At 60.1% G+C, this 629-nt stretch carries 1 protein-coding gene; it reads left to right on the top strand.

All coding sequences use genetic code 11. From position 1 onward, the window contains the following. Nucleotides 1-306: 306 nt before the first annotated feature. Nucleotides 307-629, top strand: a 323-nt coding sequence (locus tag NMG80_RS37685) for a (2Fe-2S)-binding protein (RefSeq protein ID WP_436798517.1), incomplete at its 3' end; no start/stop codon positions are given.

The raw sequence follows: 629 nt of genomic DNA, 5'->3' as shown, positions 1-629 counted from the left end.
TTTGGAGGCGTTCGGCCGAGGCTGTAGGCGCGGCCTTCTTGAGGCCGTACGTCGATCCCGGCTAGCGGTTAGGCTAAAAGGCTAGCTCTTTATACCTCGGCATAATAGCGGGTGGACTTCGCCAAAGGTTAGCTGTGCTTGTCGCGGAGGAATACTCCTGAACGGTTCCAGGAAAAGAGAAACATGCGAGAAGATACTTCTTGGCAACCCGGATTTTTCTGATGACTAGTAATCATGGCTCTTCAGCAGAGCAGGCAGGACCAAGCACGAGCGCCGGGGCGTGGGGCCTGCGTCACGCGCCTTATCATGGGCAAGGGCGGCAAGAACGAGGTCAAAGAGTTCACTGGGATGTGGCGCGAGCACCCGCAGGCCACAGCGAGCACATCGGGCCGTTTGTGCGCACCACATCCTGAATCCAGCGACTCAGCCGCGCCGCGCTGCTCCAATGACGATCGGATGACCAAGATGAGTTTCACGCTGCAAATAAACGGGGCTCCGAAGGCGGTTGATGTCGACGGCGACACACCGCTCCTATGGGTCATTCGCGACGTGCTCGGCATGACCGGCACGAAGTTCGGCTGCGGGGCGGCGCTCTGCGGCGCCTGCACGGTGCATTCCCCACCTGCTCC

The sequence above is a fragment of the Mesorhizobium escarrei genome, from assembly GCF_935825525.1.
Classification (GTDB): domain Bacteria; phylum Pseudomonadota; class Alphaproteobacteria; order Rhizobiales; family Rhizobiaceae; genus Mesorhizobium; species Mesorhizobium escarrei.
This window is presented reverse-complemented; position numbering and strand designations above follow the sequence as displayed.